The 16,595-nt window shown below is 65.5% G+C and carries 12 protein-coding genes and 1 riboswitch; of the genes, 11 read left to right on the top strand and 1 reads right to left on the bottom strand.

The window, feature by feature from the left end:
- The first annotated feature begins 15 nt into the window (after window positions 1-15).
- The 11 genes from E5221_RS11175 (at window position 16) to E5221_RS11125 (ending at window position 13,301) form a co-directional block, all read left to right on the top strand.
- Window positions 16-1,182, top strand: coding sequence for a DUF1624 domain-containing protein (locus E5221_RS11175; protein WP_247847416.1), 1,167 nt, complete (start codon window positions 16-18; stop codon window positions 1,180-1,182).
- 28 nt (window positions 1,183-1,210) lie between these two features.
- Window positions 1,211-1,409: riboswitch (cobalamin riboswitch) on the top strand.
- 110 nt (window positions 1,410-1,519) lie between these two features.
- Window positions 1,520-2,530, top strand: coding sequence for an ABC transporter substrate-binding protein (locus tag E5221_RS11170; protein WP_247847415.1), 1,011 nt, complete (start codon window positions 1,520-1,522; stop codon window positions 2,528-2,530).
- Complete coding sequence (locus E5221_RS11165) at window positions 2,530-3,546, top strand: iron ABC transporter permease (protein WP_013971986.1); 1,017 nt, start codon at window positions 2,530-2,532, stop codon at window positions 3,544-3,546. The genes E5221_RS11170 and E5221_RS11165 overlap by 1 nt, the downstream gene beginning before the upstream one ends.
- A complete protein-coding gene (locus tag E5221_RS11160) occupies window positions 3,543-4,331 on the top strand; it encodes an ABC transporter ATP-binding protein (protein WP_061550496.1) in 789 nt (262 codons plus the stop codon). The genes E5221_RS11165 and E5221_RS11160 overlap by 4 nt, the downstream gene beginning before the upstream one ends.
- 16 nt (window positions 4,332-4,347) lie before the next feature.
- Window positions 4,348-5,673: an OprD family porin gene (locus E5221_RS11155; protein WP_247847412.1), complete on the top strand. Its 1,326-nt coding sequence runs from the start codon at window positions 4,348-4,350 to the stop codon at window positions 5,671-5,673.
- Between the two features lie 111 nt (window positions 5,674-5,784).
- Window positions 5,785-6,264, top strand: a complete 480-nt coding sequence (locus E5221_RS11150) for a hypothetical protein (RefSeq protein WP_003260897.1) — start codon at window positions 5,785-5,787, stop codon at window positions 6,262-6,264.
- A 78-nt stretch (window positions 6,265-6,342) separates the two neighbouring features.
- Window positions 6,343-7,914, top strand: a complete 1,572-nt coding sequence (locus E5221_RS11145; protein WP_061550498.1) for a sensor domain-containing diguanylate cyclase — start codon at window positions 6,343-6,345, stop codon at window positions 7,912-7,914.
- A 228-nt stretch (window positions 7,915-8,142) separates the two neighbouring features.
- Window positions 8,143-8,919, top strand: coding sequence for a ParA family protein (locus E5221_RS11140; RefSeq protein ID WP_039614116.1), 777 nt, complete (start codon window positions 8,143-8,145; stop codon window positions 8,917-8,919).
- An 83-nt stretch (window positions 8,920-9,002) separates the two neighbouring features.
- Window positions 9,003-9,413, top strand: a complete 411-nt coding sequence (locus E5221_RS11135; RefSeq protein ID WP_013971980.1) for a DUF2946 family protein — start codon at window positions 9,003-9,005, stop codon at window positions 9,411-9,413.
- Window positions 9,414-9,483: 70 nt separating this feature from the next.
- Window positions 9,484-11,634 carry a TonB-dependent receptor gene (locus E5221_RS11130; protein WP_247847410.1) on the top strand — a complete coding sequence of 717 codons (2,151 nt, stop codon included), beginning with the start codon at window positions 9,484-9,486 and terminating at the stop codon, window positions 11,632-11,634.
- Window positions 11,635-11,963: 329 nt separating this feature from the next.
- Window positions 11,964-13,301 (top strand): MFS transporter, encoded by a 1,338-nt coding sequence (locus E5221_RS11125; protein ID WP_023662525.1) that lies wholly within the window; start codon window positions 11,964-11,966, stop codon window positions 13,299-13,301.
- Window positions 13,302-13,435: 134 nt separating this feature from the next.
- On the opposite strand, the gene E5221_RS11120 is transcribed toward E5221_RS11125, so the two are convergent.
- Window positions 13,436-16,582, bottom strand: coding sequence for a CusA/CzcA family heavy metal efflux RND transporter (locus E5221_RS11120; protein ID WP_247847409.1), 3,147 nt, complete (start codon window positions 16,580-16,582; stop codon window positions 13,436-13,438).
- Window positions 16,583-16,595 lie beyond the last annotated feature (13 nt).

Genomic DNA, 16,595 nt, shown 5'->3' with positions numbered 1-16,595 from the left:
TATCAGCGACCTCCCATGACAAGCGCCAGTGCCACCCCCACCCTGCTCACCCAGCGCCTGCAGAGCATCGACGCCCTGCGCGGCCTGGTAATCCTGTTCATGCTCCTGGACCACGTTCGTGAAACCTTCTTTCTGCACCGCCAGGTCAGTGACCCGATGGCCATCGATACTACCGAGCCCACGCTGTTCTTCAGCCGCACCCTGGCCCATCTGTGCGCGCCGGTGTTCGTCTTGCTGACCGGCCTTTCAGCCTGGCTGTACGGCGAGAAACACCAGGGCCGCGGCGATGTCTCGGCGTTCCTGTTCAAGCGCGGGCTGTTCCTGGTGGTGCTGGAGTTCACCCTGGTCAATTTCGCCTGGACCTTCCAGCTGCCGCCCAGCGTCATCTACCTGCAAGTGATCTGGGCCATCGGCGTGAGCATGATCGCCCTGTCGCTGCTGGTGTGGTTGCCACGTGCCGCCCTGCTCGCCGTGGGCGCAATCATCATCGCCGGCCACAACCTGCTCGATGGCCTGCACTTCGGGGTCGAATCCGCCCTGCACGTGCCATGGGCGATCCTGCATGACCGGGGCTGGCTGGAGTTCTCCGAAAGCCTGCGCCTGCGCACCTCCTACCCGGTGCTGCCATGGATCGGTGTCATCGCCCTGGGCTACGGCCTGGGCCCGTGGTTCGCCCGTGGCAGCGAGGCCGGCCAACGCCAGCATCGCCTGCTGCTGGCCGGGCTGATCGCGCTGCTGGGCTTTGTCGTGTTGCGCCTGGTCAACGGCTACGGCGAGGCGCCATGGAGCGTTTACCCGACCGTCACGCAAACCCTGATGAGCTTCTTCAACATCACCAAGTACCCGCCATCGCTGCTGTTCCTGGCCCTGACCCTGGGCTGTGGCCTGCTGTTGCTGCGCGCCTTCGAACGCGCCGGCCAGGCCCGCTGGATCAGTGCCCTGGCGGTGTTCGGCGCGGCACCGATGTTCTTCTACCTGCTGCACCTGTATGTGCTGAAGCTGCTGTACCTGGCCAGCGTGGCGCTGTTCGGCCGCAACCATGGCGACTACTTCGGCTTCGATGGCATCGCCGCGGTGTGGCTGGGGGCAGTGCTGCTGGCAGTTTCGCTGTACCTGCCGGTGCGCTGGTTCGCTCGCCTGAAGGCGCGGCGGCGCGACATCGCCTGGCTGAAGTACTTCTGAAAAGCGTTTTCACCCGGCGGCACGATGGTCTACCATGCCGGCCGCCGGTTTCCACCACGGAATCAATAGGGAATCCCAGGCCCGCCAATTCGGGCCAAACGGAACTGCCCCCGCAACTGTAGGTGCCGAGCCTGCTCCATCAATGCCACTGGGCCACGAACCCGGGAAGGCCGGAGCCAGGCCATGACGCACCAGTCAGGAGACCTGCCGGCCTACATTCACCAACCGGCGGGGTGTCCGGGATTGGCCATCAGTGTTGCCCCTGCCGCCAGCTGGGGCTCGGCGATGCCTGTCCGTGCGTTCCTCACCCGAACTGTCCGATAGGAGATCGCCCAGCATGCTGCCCCGTTTTGCCACCCTGCTCGCCGGCCTCGGCCTCACCGGCCTGGCCCAGGCTGCTGCCACCCACTACCCGCTGACGGTCGACAACTGCGGCAAGCCGCAAACCTTCGCCCAGGCGCCGCAACGCACGGTCACCATTGGCCAGGCCAGTACCGAGATGCTCTACGCGCTGGGGCTGGGCGACAAACTGGCGGCCACCTCGCTGTGGTTCAACAATGTGCTGCCCGAGTACCAGGTGCAGAACGCCAAGGTGCCGCGCCTGGCCGACAACGAGCCCAGCTTCGAGGCAGTAGTGGGCAAGCGCCCGCAACTGGTGACGGTGCAGTTCGAATGGATGGTCGGTGCTCAGGGGGCGGTCGCCACCCGCGAACAGTTCGATGAACTGGGCATCCCCACCTACCTGCTGCCATCGGACTGCGAAGGCAAGGACAATCTGGTGGGTGCCGATGGCACCCGCCTGCAGGCGTTCCAGGTCGACACTATCTACAAGAGCGTCAGCCAGCTGGCGGCAATCTTCGACGTGCAGGACCGTGGCACGGCCCTGAATGCCGAGCTCAGAGGCCGCCTGGACAGTGCCAAGGCGCAACTGGCCGACAAGGACCTGTCCGCCACCTCGGCGCTGTTCTGGTTCTCCAGCGCCGACCTGCACATCGACCCCTATGTGGCGGGCCGTCAGGGGGTCGCCGATTTCATGCTGCGCACCCTTGGCGTGCGCAACGTGGTCGAGTCCAGCGAAGAATGGCCGACCGTAGGCTGGGAAACCCTGGCCAAGGCCAACCCCACCTGGCTGATCATTGCCCGCATGGACCGCCGCCGCTACCCCGCCGACGACTACCAGAAGAAGCTGGCATTCCTGCGTAGCGACCCGGTGACGCGCAACATGGACGCGGTGAAGCACGACCGCATCATCATCCTCGACGCCGACGCCATGCAGGCCGGCATTCGCTTGTTCAGCGGCCTGCAGACACTGGCCGCCGCCTTCGCCAGCGGCAAAGCAGCCCTGTGATGATGCGCCTGCTACCCTGCATCGCCGTTGCCCTGGCCGCCCTGTTGGCGGCCCTGCTGGCCGGCACCGCCATCGGCGAAACCAACCTGTCGCCCGGCGTGGTCGGCCAGGTACTGGCCAACCACCTGTGGCAGGCCGGCTACCCGGTCGACCCGATCGACGCCGGCATCGTCTGGAACTACCGCCTGCCCCGCACCCTGGTTGCCGCGGCCTGCGGCGCCGGCCTGGCCACCTGCGGCGTGATCCTCCAGGCACTGTTGCGCAACCCGTTGGCCGAGCCTTACCTGCTCGGGCTGTCTGCCGGCGCCTCGACCGGTGCGGTGCTGGTGGGCCTGCTGGGCTTCGGCAGCCTGGCGCTGAGCATGTCCGGCGGCGCGTTCATCGGTGCCCTGGCAGCGTTCGCTTTGGTACTGTTGCTGGCCCGGGCAGCCGGCCCCAGCAGCAACAATGCCCAGGTGATCCTTGCCGGGATCGCCGGCTCGCAACTGTTCAACGCCCTTACCGCCTTCCTCATCACCATGTCGGCCACTGCCGAACAGGCACGCGGCATCCTGTTCTGGCTGCTGGGCAACCTCAGTGGCGTACGTTGGCCTTCGGTGTGGCTGGCCGTGCCAGTTGTACTGTTCGGGCTGTTGGTGTGCCTGTGGCATCGCCGTGCCTTGGATGCCTTCACCTTCGGTGCCGACTCGGCGGCGTCGCTGGGCATCCCGGTGCGGCGTACCCAGTTGCTGCTGATCAGCTGCGCGGCGCTGGTGACCGCCGTGATGGTGTCCATCGTCGGCGCCATCGGTTTTGTCGGGCTGGTGATCCCCCATGCGCTGCGCCTGCTGCTCGGCCCCGGGCACAGCCGCCTGCTGCCCGCCAGCGCACTGGGCGGGGCACTGTTCCTGATTGCCGCCGACATCCTGTCGCGCATCTTGATCCCTGGCCAGGTGATCCCCGTGGGCGTAGTCACAGCGCTGCTCGGCGCACCGGTCTTCGCGCTGATCCTGGTCAGCCGCCGGGGGCGCCCATGACGGTCATGACGGCGCTACAGCTGGCCCCCTTGAGTTGCCAGAACCTGGGGCTGCAACTGGCCGGCAATACCGTGCTCAGTGATATCGAACTGAGCGTTGTCGCCGGTGAAACCCTGGGCGTCGTCGGCCCCAACGGTTCCGGCAAGTCCTCGCTGCTGAAGGTGCTGGCCGGGCTGCGCAAGCCAGGCAACGGCAGCGTGCAGTTGCTGGGCGAACCGCTGGCACGGTTGCCCCGCCGCCGTGTCGCCCAGGCCTTGGCGCTGGTCGAACAGCAGGCCGACACCCTCGATGCGATCAGCGTGTTCGATGCCGTTGCCCTGGGCCGCACCCCCTGGCTGTCGGTGCTGGCGCCGTTCTCCCGGGAAGACCGTGCGATCGTCGAGCAGGCCCTGGCCGACCTCGACGCTTTGCACCTGCGCGCACGCCTTTGGGGGTCGCTGTCCGGGGGCGAGCGCCAGCGGGTGCACATCGCCCGAGCCCTGGCACAGCGGCCGCAGGTGCTGCTGCTGGACGAGCCGACCAACCACCTGGATATCCAGCACCAGCTGAGCCTGTTGCAACAGGTGCAGGCCCTGCCGGTGACCACCCTGGTGGCCCTGCACGACCTCAATCAGGCGCTCACCTGCGACCGCGTCGCGGTGCTCGACAAGGGCCGCCTGGTCGCCCTCGGCAAACCGCTCGAGGTGCTCACACCCGAGCGCCTGCTGAACACCTTCGGCGTGCACGCCCATTACCTCATCGACCCCTTCGACGGCGCGCACATCCTGCGTTTGCGCGCCCCCTGAACAGGAAGTTCTGCCTATGCCGCGCCCTGTCGCCCTGCTGCTCGCCAGCGCCCTGCTCGCGCCCCCAGCGCTGGCCGACTCCGCCCAATCGCAAAGCAACGGTTTTGTCGAGGATGGCCGCTGGAGCCTGCTCAACCGCAGCGTATTCGACCAGCGCGACTACAAGCATGGCGGGCGCAACGCCTACAAGCCGCGCGATGAACGTAGCGGCAAGGCCGAGGAATGGGCCTATGGCCTGATGGGCACCTTCCGGTCCGGTTTCACCCAGGGGCTGATCGGTGTCGGGGTCGACGCCCACGCCTACCTGGGCGTGCAACTCGACAGCGGCGGCGGGCGCGTGGGCAAGGCACGCTTGCTCGGGGTGGATAACGAGGGGCACCCGAAGAACGAATACAGCCGTGCCGGCGCAGCATTGAAACTGCGCATGGCCGATACCGTGCTGTCCTACGGTGAGCAACGGGTCAAGACCCCGGTGTTCAGTTCATCCGACAGCCGCCTGCTACCCGAGACAGCGACCGGGTTCTTCCTTGACAGCACCGAGTTCGACCACCTCAGGCTGGTGGCCGGGCACTTCAATGAAAACACCGACCGCAATGCATCCAGCCACGACCAGGGCTTCGTGGTGAACTACTCCAATGGCCGCCAAGGCAACAGCTTCGACCTGGCCGGCGTGGTGTGGAACCCCGGCGCCGCCTTCAGCGGCAGCCTGTACACCTCACGTTACCAGGACAGCTGGAACCAGCATTACCTGGGCAGCACCCTAAGCCATGCCCTGGATGAGCGCCGCAGCCTCACCCTCGACCTCAACCTTTACCGCACCACCGATACCGGCAAGGCGCTGTCCGGGCGCATCGACAACACCACCTGGAGCCTGGTCTCGCGTTACGACCATGGGCCGCACGGTTTCAGCCTGGGCTGGCAGCAGGTGGACGGCAACACGCCATTCGACTACGTGACGCGAGGGGCGATCTTCATTACCAACGCGGTGCAGATGTCGGACTTCAACGCGCCGAACGAAAAGTCGTGGCAGGCGCGCTATGACCTGAACATGGGCGCCTACGGCGTGCCGGGGTTGAACCTGACGGCGTTGTACGTGCGCGGGTTCGATATCGACGGTACCCATGTCGACCCTGCGGGAGGGTATGCCTATCTGGGGTATGGCAAGGGGGGCAAGCATTGGGAGCGCGACCTGGAGGCACGCTATGTGGTGCAGAGCGGCAAGGCCAAAGGCACCGCGTTTTCGCTGCGGCATAACGTGCATCGGGGCAATACGGCACAGGCGGAGCTGGATGGGGACCAGATACGGTTGGCGGTGGAATGGCCGTTGGGGGGTGGGTTCTGATGTTTCGCGTGACCTGAAAAATCCTGGGGCCGCACAGCGGCCCGCAAAATCCATCAGGCAACCACAACTGCCGTATAATCGGCAGCACTCACTGCCCAACCAGGCCACGCCATGCCTCGCCTCCAGAAGTTGCTGCTGCCCCTGCTGCTGACTGCAGCCCTCACCGCCTGCGACCAGAAACCTTCCCGCGAAGAACAGATCCTGGCCCAGCTGCCGCTGCAGGATGCTTACACGCACAACATCGAGCGCATGGCCGCGCTGCTCGGCCGCACGCACCCGCAGCTGTCGCAGGCGACCATCCAGGGCGTGCTGCGCAAGCACCTGACGGTCGAGGACCAGCGCCAGGACCTGTTCCGCCTGTACAGCGAAAAGAACTTCAGCGATGCCGAGTTCGCCACCATCGTCGAGGCAACCCGGGACCCGGCGAAGGCCCGCGCCCTGGAAGACACCGAGGCCGGCAAACGCCTGAGCGAGAAGCTCACTGCCCTGATGCGCGAATCGGCCCGCGACGCAAAGGTGCAGGCCTTGGCGCAGCAGCGCATGCAACAGGTTGAAGACGAGCTGGACGCGCTGGAAAACGCAGGCTCCTGAACGCAGTTCCCCACTGCGCCCATAACGCGTAATGTTGCCCACATTTCGTAGCCGGTTTTTGATCACTCGAGGTCAGGATTGCCACACACCAAGCACGGATTGCGCCTGGATCTACGCACACTCATTCTGGTGCTTTGCGCCCTTACCGCCGTGGTGATGCTGTGCGCCAGCTATTTCGCCAGCTACCGGGTGCAACGCCAATTGCTGATCGACCACGCCCTGGAAGCCAACCGGGTGTATGCGATGAAGCTGGCCAGCATTACCGAAACTTTTATCGGCAACGCCTTGCAACAGCTGTCGTTCAGCGCGGGCGTGCAAGGCCGCCAGCTGGGTGACGCCGTTGCCCTGCAGGCGGAGGCCGAGCGTGTCCTGAGCCAGAGCATGGCCTTCAATTCCACGTTCGTGATCGATGCCAACGGGGTGCTGCTGGCGGTTTCTCCCGCCCCCTTGCGGCACCTGGTCGGCAGGCACATGCATTCTCCCGGTGTCCAGGAGGCGCTACAGGCGCGCCGCCCACTGGTGTCGACGCCCTACATTTCGGCGGCCAACAACCTGGTGGTGGCGCTGTCGCAACCCATTTACGACAGCAACGGCCGCTACCTGGGGTATGTCGGCGGCAGCCTGTACCTGCGTGAACACAACATTCTCAACAGCCTGCTGGGCGAGCATTTCTACAAGGACGGGTCCTACCTGTACGTGGTCGACCGCAACCGCCGTCTGCTTTACCACCCCGACAGTCAGCGGGTGGGTACGGTGGTTGAGGGCAATGCACTGATCGACCAGCTGGCGGGCCTGGGCAATGGTACCCGGCAATTGACCAACAGCCTCGGCGTGGAAATGCTCGCCGGATACGCCACCGTGCCCAGCGCCGGTTGGGGCGTGGTGGCGCAGCAGCCGCTGACCCAGACAGTGATGCCGCTGAGCCATCTGATCCTCAACGTGGTCGGCACCTCCGCGCCGTTGGCACTCGTGGGCAGCATGCTGCTGTGGTGGCTGGCCATGACCATCGCTCGGCCGCTGTGGCAGCTGGCCGCCGGCGCCCGCTCGATGGATCGGGCCGGCACTGCCGAACGCCTGCATCGGGTACCGGCCTGGTATTTCGAGGCGGCCGAGTTGAAGCGCGCGCTGCTGTTCGGGCTGAACCTGCTGCATGAACGCATCGGTCGGCTCAACCGAGACGCCCAGACCGACCCGCTGACCGGCCTGGGCAACCGCCGCAGCCTGGAGTTCAGCCTGTCGTTGCTGGAAGCCGAAGGCCGGCCGTTTGCGGCCATCGTGCTGGATGTCGACCATTTCAAGCGGGTAAACGACTGCCACGGGCACGAGGTGGGTGACCAGGTGTTGCGCCGGTTGGCGGAGCTGATGCGCCGCTGCTGCCGCGAGGGTGACCTGCTGTGCCGCACCGGCGGCGAGGAGTTCCTGATGCTGCTGCCGGGGGCTAGCCTGGACGTTGCGGCAGGGGTGGCCGAGCGGCTGCGGCTAACGGTGCAGGATACGCCGGTGGAGCCGGTGGGCGCGGTGACGGTGTCGCTGGGAGTGGCGCATTGGGATGGCGAGGCCGAGAGCGAACCGGGGGATGCGTTCAGCGAGGCTGACCGGGCGCTTTACCGGGCCAAGCAGGAAGGGCGCAATCGGGTGGTCGTTGCCTGAGCGCCCTTGCTTGTCTGTTCCGGCCTCTTCGCGGGTAAACCCGCTCCCACAGGTACCCCGTAGCCCTCAAGGGCGGTGCATAACCTGTAGGAGCGGGTTCACCCGCGAAAGGGCCGGAACACACAATAATGAATGGGCAGGTTGTAACATTCATTGTCATGAAACTGTCTTGTTCCAGTCATAGGATTGACCCCAACCTGACATTTTCACTTCATGGATGAACGTCTGATGCGTCGTGTGGTTTTCAATCAGAAAGGTGGCGTCGGCAAGTCCAGCATCGCCTGCAACCTGGCCGCAGCCAGTGCCGCCGAAGGCTACCGGACCTTGCTGGTCGACCTCGACCCGCAGGCCAATGCCACCTACTACCTGACCGGGCTGGTCAATGACGCCATTCCTTCCGGCATCGCCGATTTCTTCCGCCAGACCTTGTCGCCGGTCACCGCTGCCGGCAAGAAGCACCGGGTGGCGATCACCGAGACCCGCTACCGCAACCTGCACCTGGTCACCGCCAGCCCCGACCTCAGCGACCTGCAAGGCAAGCTGGATCGCAAGTTCAAGATCAACAAGCTGCGCAAGCTGCTGGTGGAGCTGGGCGAGGACTACGAGCGGATCTACATCGACACCCCACCGGCGCTCAACTTCTATACCTTCAGCGCGCTGGTAGCGGCCGAGCGGCTGTTGATTCCGTTCGACTGCGACAGTTTCTCGCGCCAGGCCCTGCACAACGTCATGGCCGAGGTCGAAGAACTGCGCCAAGACCACAACCCGGCGCTGCTGGTGGAAGGTGTTGTGGTCAACCAGTTCGCCGGGCGCACCGCACTGCACCAGACCCTGGTCGAGCAATTGCGCAGCGAGGGCATGCCGGTGCTGCCGGTATACCTTAGCCATTCGATCAAGATGCGTGAGTCGCACCATACCTCGGTGCCGCTGGTGCACCTGGCGCCGCGGCACAAATTGGCGCTGGAGTTCGTCGATTTGCTGGATGTACTGGAGCGTGCGGCCTGACAGAACCCCGGGGCGCAAAGCACCGCAAAATATCAAGGCCGAAGCACTACCCGACCGTTCGTCCGGGTGGTAGATTCGCCGCCATGAAAACCACCCGGCACACCCGCACGCTGACCGCCTGGACGCTCTACGCCAGCGTCCTGTTCAGCCTGGTTCTGTGTGGCCTGCACCATGGCCAGATGGGTGGCCTGCGCCTGGCCGGCCTGGAAGGCGGTTTCTGCTCGATCAACAGCGAACACGGCGTAGCCATCGACCTGGAAGGCGCTGGCGGCGACCAGCACATGGCCCAGCTCGATTGCCCGGTGTGCTCCTCGTTCGGCCTGGCCGTGCCGCTCAGCAGCAGCGGCTGGTCGTTCACCCCGGCGCAAGCCGTGGCCACCTCGCCCATCGTGGTGCGCAGCTGGGCGCAACCGCCGCCGCGTTATCAACGCCCCGCCCTCAACCCCCGCGCCTCCCCTGCCACCTTCCCCGCAGCCGTACCTCATTTCGCCTGACCTCAGCCGGGCGCGCCTGACTGCGCGCGCTCGCGGTCAGCCATGACCTTTGCGTGGAAGACACACCAACATGCTTCGCAAAACCTCCCTGGTGCTCCTCATGGGCACCTGCAACCTTGCCTGGGCGGATGCTGCCCCGGTAGAACTGAGCGCCACCACCATCGACGGTGAACGCGACGCCCCCAGCGGCGTGCAACTGGACGAGCCGATCCGCACTGGCTCGCGCCTGGGCCTCAACGCGCGGGAAACGCCAGCCTCGGTCAGTGTCTCGGACCGCCGCCTGATCGAAGAGCGCGGCGCCAAGGACAGCCAGGACGTGATCAACGCCATGACCGGCGTCAACGCCTCGGCCAACCCGGGCTTTGGCGGCTTCGTCGCCTACCGCGGCTTCACCCAGAACCAGGTCACCCAGTTGTACAACGGCATCAACCTGGGCTATAGCAGCGCCACCCGGCCAGTGGATGCCTGGGTACTCGACCGCGTCGAATTGATTGGCGGCCCGTCGTCGTTCCTGCATGGTGCCGGTGCTGTCGGCGGCTCGATCAACTACATCACCAAGTTGGCCAGCCGCGATCAGCAGACCATCGACGGCCGTATCCGCCATGGCAGCTTCGACGACAGCGAAGTGGCGTTCGGCATCAACCAGGCTCTGGCCAGCAACCCCGCCGATGCCCACCACTTCATGCGCCTGGACTTCAGCCGCGGGCATGGCAACGGCTACATCGACCGCAACGAACGGCACACAGACAGCCTGGCTTTTTCGTTGCTGAGCGACCTCACGCCCAACCTCACCCACACCCTGGCCCTGGAGTACCAGGAAGACCGCGAAGACAGCCCTTACTGGGGCTCGCCGATCCTGCCCGGGCGCAGCACGATGAAGATCGACAACAGCCGCCGCTTCGAAAACTACAACGTCGGCGACGGCCGTTATGAGCAGCGGGTACGCTGGCTACGCTCGATCCTCGACTACCAGCTCAGCGACAGCACCAGCGTGCAGAACACGCTGTACCACTACAACGCCCAGCGCGACTACCGCAACCTCGAACGCTACAGTTACACCAGCGATGGCAAGGTACGACGCAGCAGCCCTTACCTGCAGCGCCACGACCAGAACCTGCTGGGCGACCGCATCGAGCTGCGCCACGACAACCAGTTGTTCGGCCTGGCCAGCCAGTGGTCGCTGGGGCTGGAGTACTCGCGCATGCGCCAGACCCTCTACCCCACCTCGAGCAGCTGGAGCGACGTGGTCGATGCCGAGCACTTCGCCCCCGGCAGCTTCGACGACATCCCCGGGGTGAATGCCGGCCTGACCAAGCAACGCCGCCACGAGGTGACCAACCGCGCGGTGTTTGCCGAAAACCGCCTGCAACTCACCGAACGCCTGGCCCTGCTGACCGCCCTGCGCTACGACTACCTGGACATGCAGGTGACCAACTACGGCGCGGTGACGCCAACCTCGCCGGCGTTCTTCGAACGCCGCTGGGAACCGCTTTCCGGGCGTATCGGCCTGACTTATGCGCTGACCCCGTCCGCCAGCGTCTATGCGCAGTACAGTACCTCTGCCGACCTGCCGGCAGGCTCGCTGGCGGCGGCGACCTATTCCAACGTCGGGATGTTCGACCTGTCCAAGGGTGAGCAGTGGGAAGTGGGCAGCAAGTTCGACTTTCTCGACGGGCGCGGTGCGGCCACGCTGGCGCTGTACCAGATCGTGCGCAAGGACTTTGCCGTGCGCGACTCCAACGACGCCAACCTCACGGTCCAGGCCGGGCAGCAGACCTCGCGTGGCGTCGAGCTGTCCGGGCGCCTGCAGGTGACGCCGAAGCTGCTGGCCGAGGCCAACTATGCCTATGTCGATGCGCAGTACGACGAGTTCAACGAGGCGGTCAACGGCGTGTCGGTGTCGCGCAAGGGCAACGCACCGGTGAACGTACCGGCCAACGTCGCCAACCTGTGGCTGACCTACAGCCTGACCCCGGCGTGGTCGGTGGGGGCAGACGGGCGCTACGTGGGCTCGGTGTATGCCGACAACGCCAACAGCCTCAAGGCCCCGGCCTACACCCTGTTCGGTGCATTCGCCCGCTACCGGCTGGATGAACACACCACGCTCACCGGTCGGGTACGCAACCTGACCGACGAGGTGTATGCCAAGCAGGCCTACAACAGCCAGTACTACTTGGGGCCGCCGCGCACCTTCGAACTGGTGCTGGACATGCGCTTCTGAGCGCATGGCCTGTCTTGCATGAACATCCCGGCCTGCATTGGCTCTTGTGGGAGCGGCCTTGCGTCGCGAAAGGGTCGCAGAGCGGCCCCGGCGATGTCAGTAGCGAAGCTGCAATCGAGGGGCTGCTGCGCAGCCCTTTCGCGACACAAGGCCGCTCCTACAGTGGACCGTGCCAAGCGAACAGCTCGCGGTTGAATCAGGTATCCCGAGGTCGCCCTCGACAAAGCGTCCTCCAGCACCCGGCGATCTACTGGCAAGCACAACAATGATGGCGCTGCACGACAGCGCCACTTTCATCATGCCTGCCAATGGAACCGGAGAGCACTCGCATGCCCACACCTCACGAGGTATCCCCCGCCACCCTGCGCCGGGTGATCGCCGCCTCGGCCATCGGCAATTTCGTCGAATGGTTCGACTTTGCCGTCTACGGCTTTCTCGCAACCCTGATCGCCAGCCAGTTCTTCGCCAGCGAAGACGCCAGCGTGGCCTTGCTGAAGACCTTTGCGGTGTTCGCCGTGGCCTTCGCCCTGCGCCCGCTGGGCGGCATCGTGTTCGGCGCGCTGGGTGACCGCCTAGGGCGCAAGCGCATCCTGTCGCTGACCATCCTGCTGATGGCCGGCTCCACTACGCTCATCGGCCTGCTGCCGACCTACGCCAGCATCGGCCTGGCAGCCCCCGCGCTGCTGACCCTGGCGCGCTGCCTGCAGGGCTTTTCTGCCGGTGGCGAGTATGCCGGGGCCTGCGCCTACCTGATGGAGCACGCGCCCAACGACAAGCGCGCCTTCTATGGCAGCTTCGTGCCGGTGTCGACCTTTTCCGCCTTTGCCTGCGCGGCGGTGATCGCTTATGGCCTGGAAGCCAGCCTGTCGGCCGAGGCGATGAATGCATGGGGTTGGCGCATCCCGTTCCTGATCGCCGCGCCGTTGGGGCTGGTCGGCCTGTACCTGCGCTGGCGCATGGAAGAAACACCGGCGTTCCGCGAAGCCATCGCCCAAGGCAAGGAGCATGAACATTCGCCGCTCAAGGAAACCCTGCGCAACCATGGCCGGGCCATCCGCAACCTGGGGGCTTTCATTTCGCTGACCGCGTTGTCGTTCTACATGTTCACCACCTACTTCGCCACCTACCTGCAACTGGTCGGCAACCTGACCCGCGCGCAATCGCTGCTGGTAACCACCGTGGCCCTGCTGTTCGCCGCAGTCGGCTGCCCGCTGGCCGGGGCGTTCTCGGACCGCGTGGGGCGACGCAAGACCATCGGCTTTACCTGCCTGTGGGTGATGCTGTGCGTGTTCCCGGCGTACTGGCTGGCCAGTTCCGGCTCGATGCCCGGTGCACTGCTGGGAGTGATCCTGCTGGCGGTCGGAGCGCTGTGCAGTGGCGTGGTCACGGCGGCATTGCTGTCGGAAAGCTTCCCCACCCGCACCCGCTATACCGCTTCGGCAATTACCTACAACGTGGCCTATACGCTGTTTGGCGGCACTGCGCCGCTGGTGGCGACCTGGCTGATCGGGCAGACCGGCAGCAGCCTGGCACCGGCGTTCTACCTGGTGGTGATTGCGCTGGTGGCGTTGGTGGGTGGTTTAGCGTTGCCGGAGACTTCGCGGATTTCGTTGCATGATGAGGCTGGGGGCGACGGTGCAAGGGCTGGGGCTCGTCGTACTGTTTGAGAATTTGGGGCCGCTTTGCGGCCCATCGCGACACAAGGCCGCTCCTACAAGGGATCGCGTCAATTTGCGGCTGATGCGGTCCCCTGTAGGAGCGGCCTTGTGTCGCGATGGGCTGCAAAGCAGCCCCAAAACGCTCACCCCTCCTGCACCTCTTCGCGCCGATACGCCCACTGATACAACGCAGGCAACACCAGCAAGGTCAGTGCGGTGGACGACAGAATCCCGCCAATCACAACGGTCGCCAGCGGCCTTTGCACCTCGGCCCCGGTCCCGGTAGCCAAGGCCATCGGGATGAACCCCAGCGACGCCACCAGTGCCGTCATCAGCACCGGCCGCAAGCGCGTCAGCGCGCCCTCCTCGACCGCTGCCCGCAGCGTGCGCCCCTCCTCCCGCAAGCTACGGATAAAGGCGATCATCACCAGCCCGTTGAGCACCGCCACCCCTGACAAGGCAATGAACCCCACGCCAGCGGATATGGACAACGGAATGTCCCGCAACCACAGCGCCAGCACCCCACCGGTAAGGGCGAACGGGATGCCGGTGAACACCAGCAGGCCATCCCTGAGGTTGTTGAACATCATCAGCAACAGCGCCATGACCAACAGCAAGGCCACCGGCACCACCACCTGCAGGCGCTCGGCCGCCGACTGCAGCTGCTCGAACTGGCCGCCCCAGCGGGTCCAGTAACCCGGCGGTATCTGCACCTGCTGGATCAGCGTCTGTTCGGCCTCCTCGACGAACGAACCCAGGTCACGCCCGCGCACGTTGGCACTGACCACCACCACCCGCTTGCCGTCCTCGCGGCTGACCTGGTTCGGCCCCAGCTGCAGGTTCAGCGTGGCCACCTGTGACAGCGGAATGAAGCCGATTTGCCCGGCACCCGCAGCAGCACTGGCCGGCACCGGAATCAGCAGGCTGGCCAGCCCGTCGACATCGGTGCGCAGGGGTTCCGAAAGGCGCACCACCATGTCGAAACGGCGGTCACCTTCGTACAGCGTGCCGGCCGTGCGACCACCCACGGCAATGGCAATGGCGTCCTGCACATCGCCCACGTTCAGGCCATGGCGGGCCGCCTTGTCGCGGTCGATATCGATGGTCAGCACCGGCAGGCCGGTAGTCTGCTCGACCTTTACCTCGGACGCGCCCGGCACGCCTTGCAGGCTGCTGGCGATCTGCGCGGCTGTGCGGTTGAGCACGTCCATGTCATCACCGAACAGCTTCACCGCCACATCGCTGCGCACCCCGGAAATCAGCTCGTTGAAGCGCAGCTGGATCGGCTGCGACAGCTCGTGGTTGCTGCCCGGCACGCTGGCGGCGGCACGTTGTACCTCGGCGATCAGCTCATCACGCGGCTTGCCCGGGTCGGCCCATTGCTCACGCGGGCGCAGCATCACATAGGCGTCGGAAATGTTCGGCGGCATCGGGTCGGAGGCGATCTCGGCGGTGCCGGTGCGGGCGAACACCCGTTCCACTTCCGGCACCTGGGCGATGATCGCCTGTTCCAGGCGCTGCTGCATGTCGACCGACTGCGACAGGCTGGTGCCCGGCACGCGCAGGGCCTGCAGGGCAAAGTCGCCTTCGCTGAGGCTGGGGATGAACTCGCTGCCCATGCGGCTGGCCATCACCCCGGACAACAACACCAAGGTTGCGGCGGCAGCGAATGCCAGCTTGCGCCGGCCCAGCACCCAGGCCAGCACCGGGGCATAACGCCGACGCGCCGTGCGCATTACCAGGCCCTCCTCTTCCTTGACCTTGCCGGTGACGAACAGGGCAATGGCCGCCGGCACGAAGGTTACCGAGAGGATCATGGCACCAAGCAGGGCGATGACCACGGTAAAGGCCATAGGGTGGAACATCTTGCCCTCCACCCCGGTCAGGGCAAAGATCGGCAGGTACACCACCATGATGATCAGCTGGCCGTAGATCAGCGGCCGGCGCGCCTCACGGGCGGCAGCGAACACTTCATGGAAGCGCTCGGTGCGGGTCAGCATGCGGCCATGGCGTTGCTGGGCGTGGGCCAGGCGGCGGATGGCGTTTTCCACGATCACCACCGCGCCGTCGACGATGATGCCGAAGTCCAGTGCGCCCAGGCTCATCAGGTTGGCGCTGACCTTGTTGCTGAACATGCCGGTGAAGGTAAACAGCATCGACAACGGAATGACCATGGCGGTGATCAATGCAGCGCGGATGTTGCCCAGGAACAGGAACAACACGGCGATGACCAGGATGGCGCCCTCGGCCAGGTTCTTCTTCACCGTGGCGATGGCCTTCTCCACCAGGTTGGTGCGGTCGTACACCGTCACCGCGACCACGCCCTTGGGCAGGTTGCGGTTGATCTCGACCAGCTTGGCGGCGACCGCCTGGGCCACCGTGCGGCTGTTCTCGCCAATCAGCATGAACACCGTGCCGAGCACCACTTCCCGGCCGTTTTCGGTGGCCGCGCCCGAGCGCAGCTCTTCGCCCAGGCCGACCTGGGCAACATGGCTGACGCGGATTGGCGTGCCATCGACACTGGAGATGACGATATTGGCGATGTCCTCGGCTGACGCCACCTGGCCTGGCGCGCGAATCAGCAACTGCTCGCCATTGCGCTCGATGTAGCCGGCGCCGACGTTGGCGTTGTTGCGCTCCAGCGCCGCGATCAGGTCGTTGAGGGTGAGTTTGTAGGCCGCCAGGCGCTTGGGCTCCGGCGCAATCAGGTACTGCTTGGCATGGCCGCCGATGCTGTTGACTTCGGCCACCCCGGGCACGTTGCGCAACTGCGGCTTGATGATCCAGTCCTGAATCACCCGCAAGTCGGTCGGGGTGTAGGGTGTGCCGTCTTCCTTCAGCACGCCCTGCTCGGCTTCCACCGTCCACAGGAAGATTTCACCCAGCCCGGTGGAAATCGGCCCCATGCCCGCTTCGATGCCGGCGGGCAACTGCTCACGCGCCACTTGCAGGCGCTCGTTGACCAGTTGGCGGGCGAAGAACAGGTCGGTGCCGTCGTCGAAAATGACCGTGACCTGCGACAGGCCCGAGCGCGACAGCGAGCGGGTCTGCTTGAGCCCGGGCAGGCCGGCCATGGCGGTCTCGATGGCGAAGGTGATGCGCTGCTCGGTCTCCAGCGGCGAATAGCCGGGCGCGGCGGTATTGATCTGCACCTGGACGTTGGTAATGTCCGGTACAGCGTCGATCGGCAGTTTCTGGTAGCTGTGGATACCCACCGCGGCCATCAGGACCACGGCCAGCATCACCACCAGGCGCTGCTCGATGGCGAATTGGATCAGGCGTTCGAACATGCAGGCGTCCCCG

The sequence above is a fragment of the Pseudomonas sp. A2 genome (genome assembly GCF_023100865.1).
Taxonomy (GTDB): Bacteria; Pseudomonadota; Gammaproteobacteria; order Pseudomonadales; family Pseudomonadaceae; genus Aquipseudomonas; species Aquipseudomonas asiatica.
This window is presented reverse-complemented; position numbering and strand designations above follow the sequence as displayed.

Excerpts from the sequence above, each read along its gene's own strand:
- E5221_RS11175 (WP_247847416.1), top strand. The coding sequence starts at position 16 with ATGACAAGCGCCAGTGCCACCCCCACCCTGCTCACCCAGCGCCTGCAG.
- E5221_RS11170 (WP_247847415.1), top strand. The coding sequence starts at position 1,520 with ATGCTGCCCCGTTTTGCCACCCTGCTCGCCGGCCTCGGCCTCACCGGC.
- E5221_RS11165 (WP_013971986.1), top strand. The coding sequence starts at position 2,530 with ATGATGCGCCTGCTACCCTGCATCGCCGTTGCCCTGGCCGCCCTGTTG.
- E5221_RS11160 (WP_061550496.1), top strand. The coding sequence starts at position 3,543 with ATGACGGTCATGACGGCGCTACAGCTGGCCCCCTTGAGTTGCCAGAAC.
- E5221_RS11155 (WP_247847412.1), top strand. The coding sequence starts at position 4,348 with ATGCCGCGCCCTGTCGCCCTGCTGCTCGCCAGCGCCCTGCTCGCGCCC.
- E5221_RS11150 (WP_003260897.1), top strand. The coding sequence starts at position 5,785 with ATGCCTCGCCTCCAGAAGTTGCTGCTGCCCCTGCTGCTGACTGCAGCC.
- E5221_RS11140 (WP_039614116.1), top strand. The coding sequence starts at position 8,143 with ATGCGTCGTGTGGTTTTCAATCAGAAAGGTGGCGTCGGCAAGTCCAGC.
- E5221_RS11135 (WP_013971980.1), top strand. The coding sequence starts at position 9,003 with ATGAAAACCACCCGGCACACCCGCACGCTGACCGCCTGGACGCTCTAC.
- E5221_RS11130 (WP_247847410.1), top strand. The coding sequence starts at position 9,484 with ATGCTTCGCAAAACCTCCCTGGTGCTCCTCATGGGCACCTGCAACCTT.
- E5221_RS11125 (WP_023662525.1), top strand. The coding sequence starts at position 11,964 with ATGCCCACACCTCACGAGGTATCCCCCGCCACCCTGCGCCGGGTGATC.
- E5221_RS11120 (WP_247847409.1), bottom strand. The coding sequence starts at position 16,582 with ATGTTCGAACGCCTGATCCAATTCGCCATCGAGCAGCGCCTGGTGGTG.